The sequence below is a fragment of the Vibrio sp. 970 genome (genome assembly GCF_033339075.1).
The window spans coordinates 1-538 of the sequence record NZ_JAWOTW010000730.1 but is presented as its reverse complement, the minus strand read 5'-3'; the positions used below and the strand labels follow the sequence as shown (position 1 = coordinate 538).

Genomic DNA, 538 nt, shown 5'->3' with positions numbered 1-538 from the left:
ATTGCATGTCATAGTGGCCGTTTTCCTCAGCACCTTTGAGTAGCTTCTTGGCAAGCCAAGGCGTGATCATAAACGCGACAACGGTACTAAAGATAACGCTGATCGGAACGTTGAACGCCAGTGGCGCCATGTAAGGCCCCATCATCCCAGTGATAAAAAACATCGGCGTAAACACGATAACAATCGCGAGCGTCGACATTAACAAGGCGCTACGAATTTCTGCCATGGCGAGAACAATCGCATTGGTTCGTGTTAGATTTTTTCGTTTGAGGTAGCGTTCAATGTTGTCGATACTCGCGATCGGATCGTCCACGATCAAACCTAGCGCCAAAATCAATGCAAAGAGTGTGACTCGGTTGATGGAATAGCCAAATGCCAAGTCCATCCCGAGCGCGGCACCATAGCTAATCGGAATCGCGATACCAACCACCACTGCGCGTCGCCAGATCAAGCACAAACCGACAAACACCACGCCCGTTAGAAGAGAGATGCCAAGGCTTGATACCAAGTTGTTTACTTTCGCATTCGCCGTTTCGCC

The 538-nt window shown here is 49.6% G+C and carries 1 protein-coding gene; it reads right to left on the bottom strand.

Annotation, left to right across the window (positions count from 1 at the left end; genetic code table 11):
* On the bottom strand, positions 1-538 hold a 538-nt coding region (locus R7Q11_RS28875), incomplete at both ends, for an efflux RND transporter permease subunit (protein ID WP_225467308.1).